The sequence below is a fragment of the Salinivibrio siamensis genome (assembly GCF_001996005.1).
Lineage (GTDB): Bacteria > Pseudomonadota > Gammaproteobacteria > Enterobacterales > Vibrionaceae > Salinivibrio > Salinivibrio siamensis.
In genome coordinates, this window is sequence record NZ_MUFB01000049.1 from 1 (window position 1) to 6,621 (window position 6,621).

Here is a 6,621-nt window from a genome sequence, read left to right on the forward strand (position 1 = left end):
TCCACCGAAGCTTCAATACTGCCGTTTCCGCTCGACTTGCATGTGTTAGGCCTGCCGCCAGCGTTCAATCTGAGCCATGATCAAACTCTTCAATTTAAKTTTTGGTGTTTGCTTTCCCAAAAGGAAAGACAAACGGCTCGATAAATACTGTTTTGTTCGTCTCTTACGAGACAAACGAATTGACTGTGCCGAACAACTRTAAAAGTTGTCGTTTGGTCACTCAGTTCATCGAATAAATCTTTTTGTCTATTCTCAACGAGTGCCCACACAGATTGCATAGGTCAAATTGTTAAAGAGCGCCGCTCAATCTTGAGCGGGAGTGGCATCTTACGCCACTTTGGCAACAAGTCAAGCATTTTGTTTTGCTTGTTTGTTTTGCCGTTGTTAGCGCGACTTGCCGTGCCAACGAGAGCGCATTATAGAGAGGTGATTTTTTGACGCAAGGAGTTTTTGATAAAAACATGTTAAGCGAGCAAAAAGCCAACAAGGTGCATTATTACTGAGCATTTCCATGCGAAAACTAAGCAGAAAGCCACCTAAAGTCGGTGGCTTTCGCTCAATAAGTATCTATCAGTCCTGTTTTGCGATGATTTGATCGTTTTCAACATCGAGGAAAACAGGCCGCCCTGGTATCAGCTCGCCACTTAGAATTTGCTGAGCAAGCGGGTTTTCAATTGTCTGCTGGATAGCACGTTTGAGTGGACGCGCACCATAGACGGGGTCAAAGCCACCTTTAGCCACTTTTGCCAAGGCTGCGTCTGAGACCTCAAGCTTAAAGTCTCTTTCGGCCATACGATGAGCCAGCTCTTGCATCTGTAGACCTGCAATCTCTTTGATGTGGTCTTCGGCTAATGGGTGGAACACCACCGCTTCATCGATTCGGTTGATGAATTCTGGACGGAAATGATTTGCAGCCACTTCCATCACGGTGCGTTTTATACCCGCATAGTCCAGTTCACCGAAATGCGCCTGAATCTGCTCTGAGCCAAGGTTTGACGTCATGATCACCACCGCATTGCGAAAGTCGACAGTGCGGCCTTGACCATCCGTCAGGCGCCCATCATCCAGCACCTGTAGCAAGATGTTAAACACATCCGAGTGAGCTTTCTCTATCTCGTCGAGCAGAATGACAGAGTAAGGGCGACGACGTACCGCTTCGGTCAGATACCCCCCTTCTTCATAACCCACATAACCTGGGGGTGCACCCACAAGGCGAGCCACGGAATGCTTCTCCATAAATTCGGACATATCAATCCGTACCATGGCATCACGGCTGTCAAACATGAATTCAGCCAGTGATTTACAAAGTTCGGTTTTACCTACCCCCGTTGGGCCCAAGAAGAGAAATGAACCAATTGGGCGATTCGGATCCGCCAAACCGGCACGGCTACGGCGAATAGCATTACCAACAGCGCTCACCGCTTCATCTTGCCCTATCACGCGTTCATGCAATGCTGACTCCATCTTGAGCAGCTTTTCTTTTTCGCTTTCAAGCATACGCGACACTGGGATGCCTGTTTGCCGTGCGATAACATCAGCAATCTCTGCATCCGTGACACGGTTTTTAAGCAGCGTCATTTCCTGCATCTCTGCTTGGCTGGCAAGATCCAATTGCTTCTCTAGCTCAGGGATCTTGCCGTATTGCAGCTCTGACATCCGACTCAAGTCGCCGGCTCGACGTGCGATTTCCATGTCAGTACGCGCTTGCTCTAACGCTGCTTTGATGTGTTGAGCACCAGATACAGCGGCTTTTTCAGTATTCCAGACCTCTTCTAATTCTGCATACTCGCGCTCTTTTGCTTCTAGCTCGTCGCGAAGCGTTTCTAAGCGCTTTTGGCTCGCACTGTCTTCTTCTTTTTCCAGCGCTTGCTGCTCTATCTTCAGTTGCACAATGCGACGCTCAAGCCTGTCGAGTGAGTCTGGCTTAGAGTCTATTTGCATCCGAATACTAGACGCAGCCTCGTCAATCAGATCGATGGCTTTATCTGGCAGCTGCCGATCAGCAATATAGCGGTGTGACAAACTCGCAGCAGCTACGATAGCCGGATCGGTAATTTCTACCGCATGATGCAACTCATAACGCTCTTTGAGGCCTCGCAAAATGGCCACCGTGTCTTCGACATTCGGCTCACTCACCAACACTTTTTGGAAACGGCGTTCTAGTGCCGCATCTTTTTCCACATACTGTCGGTATTCATCCAGCGTAGTTGCCCCCACACAATGGAGTTCACCACGTGCCAAGGCAGGCTTAAGCATGTTGCCCGCGTCCATGGCCCCTTCAGCTTTACCTGCGCCCACCATGGTGTGAAGTTCGTCGATAAAGAGAATGACATTGCCTTCTTCTTTGGCCAGTTCATTCAGCACCGCTTTTAAACGTTCTTCAAATTCACCACGGTATTTCGCGCCTGCGACCAGTGAGCCCATATCAAGAGAGAGTACGCGTTTGCTACGAAGTCCTTCTGGCACTTCACCATTCACAATGCGTTGAGCCAGGCCTTCCACGATGGCCGTTTTACCCACGCCAGGCTCACCAATCAGCACTGGGTTATTTTTGGTACGGCGTTGTAACACTTGCACCGTACGACGGATTTCATCATCACGGCCAATGACAGGGTCGAGCTTGCCTTGCTCTGCACGCTCAGTAAGATCAATGGTGAATTTTTCGAGGGCTTGGCGGTTCTCTTCCGCGTTAGGATCATCCACTTGCTGCCCACCACGGACTTTCTCTATCGCTTCTTCAACCTTTTGCGATGTTAAACCGTGACTACGTAACAGCTCGCCCAACTGACCTTTATCTTCCACCGCAGCCAAAACAAAAAGCTCTGACGAGATATATTTATCTTTACGCTTTTGCGAGATTTTGTCGCACAGGTTAAATAACGTACCCAGGTGGTTTGAAAGCTGAACCTCGCCACCGGTACCCGTTACTTGTGGTAAGCGGTCTAATAACTCAGAAAGGCTGGAACGCAGCTGGCTCACATCCACATTCAGCATGGTCAATAACGGGCGGATGGCACTGCTGTCTTGGTTCAGGAGTGCGGTCATCAAGTGAACAGGCTCGATGTACTGGTGATCTCGCCCTAATGCCAGTGATTGCGCATCAGAAATCGCAATTTGGAATTTACTCGTAAATCGGTCAAGGCGCATAGTTCCTCCCACTTAACACCTCTAGTTGATGAATAAATGGGCACGGTTGCGGCGCTTTTCAAGCACCTTTGTCGATTTTATTTCACCCGCCAGATGCAGGTTGCCATCCGGCCTGTTTGCCCATCTCGTCGATACGAATAAAACTGATCCGCCTGCTGGTAGGTACAAAACTCCCCACCATAAACAGCAGTAACGCCAGCCTGTTGGAGTCGTTGCTTCGCAAGGTGATAAAGATCAGCAAAATACTTACCGTTTCCTTTTGCGGTAAATGCCGACATCGCCTGCGGTGAGTGCGTTACGAACGCCTCGATCACCTCCTCCCCAACTTCAAAAGCCTGTGGCCCAATGGCTGGCCCTAACCAGGCAAGACATCGATTGGGATCGGAAAACTGAGATAGCGTCGCTTCTAACACGCCAGACGATAAACCTCGCCAACCTGCGTGGGCAGCCGCGACTTGCTGACCATCGTCACTGCAAACGAGCACAGGCAAACAATCAGCCGTCATGATGGTACACACTTGACCCGTCGTATCGGTGAAGGCCGCATCTGCCTGTGGATGAGGCGAGCGAGTCGGCAAGTGGACAACATGTGTACCATGGACTTGTTCAAGCCAAGTGATATCCCCACTCACCTGCTGTGCAAGCAGTGCGCGATTTTGATCCACAGCTTCAGGGGCGTCGCCAACATGCATGCCAAGATTCCAACCCGAAAAGCTCCCTTGACTGGCACCACCAATACGCGTGGTGGTCAGCGCTCGTATGTTACTCGGAGCGGGCCAATCAGGCTGAAGGCAATACATCAGTAGTCCTCTTCTCCATATTGGGTTTGATCGTCTCTTAACCGTTCAGTCAAGGCCACCATATCGTCGGGGATCGGTGCATGCCATTCCATCAACTCACCGCTAACAGGGTGATCTAAGCGTAGCATGGCCGCATGCAATGCCTGGCGTCGGAATTGGCGCAGACTTTGTACAAGCTCATCGTCAGCGTGACGAGGCGGTTTGGCCTTCCCGCCATATAAGGGATCACCCACTAGAGGATGATTTAAGTAGGCCATATGGACACGGATCTGGTGGGTACGGCCCGTTTCCAACCGCAACCGTAATCGTGTGTGACCACGAAAATGTTCTGCGACGCGATAATGAGTGATCGCGGGTTTACCTAGCTCATGCACGGCCATATGGGTACGCTTGGTCGAATGGCGGCCAATCGGCTTATCCACCATCCCCCCACCGGTCATATTACCAATCGCAATGGCTTCATATTCACGGGTAATTTTCCGCTTTTGTAGCGCACGCACCAAACGGGTTTGTGCCGGAATAGTTTTAGCGACCACCATTAATCCCGTGGTGTCTTTATCCAAACGATGCACTATCCCTGCCCGAGGTACGTCTCCAATTTCCGGATAACGATACAACAGACCGTTCAGTAAAGTGCCATCAGGGCAACCTGCGCCTGGGTGAACAACCAGCCCCGCAGGTTTATTAATCACCAACAAGTCATCATCTTCATAGACAATATCTAGCGGAATATCTTGCGCTATCCAGCGATCGTCATCTTCAATTTCCGCAGTGATCTCAACGTTTTCTCCGCCCATCACTTTTTGGCGCGGCTTATCAATGGTCACACCATCGAGTGATACCTGGCCGGCTTGGATCCAAGTCTTGATCCGAGAGCGTGAGTAGTCAGGAAACAACTCAGCAATGGCTTGGTCAAGCCGTTGACCTAGTTGATGGTCTTGGATCTGGTGGGATAATTCTATCTGTTGTGCCATATCGAACTTTTCTATGATTTCTATGACTAAACCCTCGCGACAGTCGTTATAGTGGCGCTCGGCATATCGCCTATCAACGCCTTTTGCTATAGTCGCCTGTCACTGGATAAAATAGCCGGAATAATGACATTGTATCTGTTTGCCGCTGCGACCGTAATCCAGATGGCATAAAAACTTTTCAAGGAAGTGCGATAACCCATGAAACGCCTAACCCTGACTGCACTATTCGCAGCCTCTCTACTCGCCGGTTGTTCAAGTAACGACCAAGTCGTCCAAGACGATCCGCCATCCAAACTGTATCAGGATGCTGAAGCGCAGTTAAATCAAGGGGCTTGGATAACCGCTATTGAAAAGCTGGAAGCACTGGATTCACGCTATCCCTTTGGTGCTTATTCTGATCAAGTGCAGCTGGATCTGATTTATGCATATTACAAAAATGATGACTTGGCTTTAGCCGAGGCAACCATTGATCGTTTTATGCGTATGCACCCTGCGCACCCAGAAAGTGACTGGGTGGTTTATATGCGTGGCCTTACCCATATGGCGCAAGATCGTAGCCTCATTCACGATATTCTTCGTATGGAGCGGGACGACAGAGATCCTCAGCCAGCACGCAAAGCATTTGCCGATTTTCGTCGCCTGCTTGAGCGCTATCCAAACAGTGAGTATGCCGCAGATGCCAAAGCGCGGATGACCGCATTAAAAAACCGCCTTGCTAACTATGAGCTCGCCGCAGCAGATTACTACATTCGTCGAGAAGCTTGGGTTGCCGCGGTTAATCGTTGCCAAGCGTTGCAGCGTGACTTCCCTGATACAGAAGCGGCCAGAGCGTCACTCCCTTTAATGCTTAAAGCCTATGAAAAGCTTGGACTCGATGAACCCGCAGAGCGAACAAGAAAACTGATCGCCAAGAATCCAGCGTAATAGCGAGTCAACAAGCTTGATAATCAAAACCTCCGCAAAGGAGGTTTTTTTATGTCTATAGATTACCGGTGAAAAGCGCGCTTTACCGAGTAATATTGGAATCGACTCTCGGCTTCCGCGTTGAGTGGGCACAGATATACATTATTGAGGTATAACGGTTTATAGAGTTTGAAGCGGTAAGTTATTGAATCAAGACGCGTGATATCTTGCTATAGATACAAAAAAGCCCCGACCGTGAGGTCAGGGCTTGGTGTTTCTGCTAATTAAAGTCTTACATGTAGCTGCTTTAATTAGGTTATCTTGTTTGATGCGATGAGGATTTTGAATCGAGACGCGCAGTGTATGCCAATACATGAGCATCGCAGATATCAAAAGCATCGAGCTATCAACAAGATAAGCAATCAAAACCTGGCGATGTCCTACTCTCACATGGGGAGACCCCACACTACCATCGGCGCTGCTTCGTTTCACTACTGAGTTCGGCATGGAGTCAGGTGGGTCCAAAGCGCTATGGTCGCCAAGCAAAATTTGGTGTGTCTTCACTTTTCAGTCAAAACACKTAATCTAGAAAGCTGTTCGTTCTCGCCACAATCAACTGGCTTATTTCAAGTCCAACCCAAAACCTCTTGGGTGTTGTATGGTTAAGCCTCACGGGCAATTAGTACAGGTTAGCTCAACGCCTCACAGCGCTTACACACCCTGCCTATCAACGTTCTAGTCTAGAACAACCCTTTAGAGAGCTCGAAGCTCTAGGGATGACTCATCTCGGGGCCAGC

At 49.4% G+C, this 6,621-nt stretch carries 4 protein-coding genes and 3 rRNA genes; 1 reads left to right on the forward strand and 6 read right to left on the reverse strand.

The genetic code is table 11. From position 1 onward, the window contains the following. The 4 genes from BZG73_RS15725 to rluD all read right to left on the reverse strand — a co-directional run. Window positions 1-96 (reverse strand): 16S ribosomal RNA (locus BZG73_RS15725); the annotation flags it as partial. A gap of 474 nt (window positions 97-570) precedes the next feature. After that, a complete protein-coding gene (gene clpB, locus BZG73_RS15730; protein WP_077579593.1) occupies window positions 571-3,147 on the reverse strand; it encodes an ATP-dependent chaperone ClpB in 2,577 nt (858 codons plus the stop codon). Between the two features lie 77 nt (window positions 3,148-3,224). Further along, window positions 3,225-3,947: a peptidoglycan editing factor PgeF gene (pgeF, locus tag BZG73_RS15735; protein WP_077668807.1), complete on the reverse strand. Its 723-nt coding sequence runs from the start codon at window positions 3,945-3,947 to the stop codon at window positions 3,225-3,227. Next, complete coding sequence (gene rluD / locus BZG73_RS15740) at window positions 3,947-4,921, reverse strand: 23S rRNA pseudouridine(1911/1915/1917) synthase RluD (RefSeq protein ID WP_046074616.1); 975 nt, start codon at window positions 4,919-4,921, stop codon at window positions 3,947-3,949. Before rluD ends, pgeF begins: the two co-directional genes overlap by 1 nt. Before the next feature lie 198 nt (window positions 4,922-5,119). On the opposite strand from rluD, the gene bamD reads away from it, so the two are divergent. Further along, entirely contained in the window at window positions 5,120-5,845 is a 726-nt protein-coding gene (bamD, locus tag BZG73_RS15745; protein ID WP_077668808.1) for an outer membrane protein assembly factor BamD, read from the forward strand. Between the two features lie 406 nt (window positions 5,846-6,251). On the opposite strand, the gene rrf is transcribed toward bamD, so the two are convergent. After that, window positions 6,252-6,367, reverse strand: a 5S ribosomal RNA gene (rrf, locus tag BZG73_RS15750). Between the two features lie 115 nt (window positions 6,368-6,482). Beyond that, window positions 6,483-6,621 (reverse strand): 23S ribosomal RNA (locus BZG73_RS15755); the annotation flags it as partial.

What these genes read in the sequence shown, in the direction of transcription:
- clpB (WP_077579593.1), bottom strand. Translation starts at nt 3,147, where the DNA reads ATGCGCCTTGACCGATTTACGAGTAAATTCCAAATTGCGATTTCTGAT.
- pgeF (WP_077668807.1), bottom strand. Translation starts at nt 3,947, where the DNA reads ATGTATTGCCTTCAGCCTGATTGGCCCGCTCCGAGTAACATACGAGCG.
- rluD (WP_046074616.1), bottom strand. Translation starts at nt 4,921, where the DNA reads ATGGCACAACAGATAGAATTATCCCACCAGATCCAAGACCATCAACTA.
- bamD (WP_077668808.1), top strand. Translation starts at nt 5,120, where the DNA reads ATGAAACGCCTAACCCTGACTGCACTATTCGCAGCCTCTCTACTCGCC.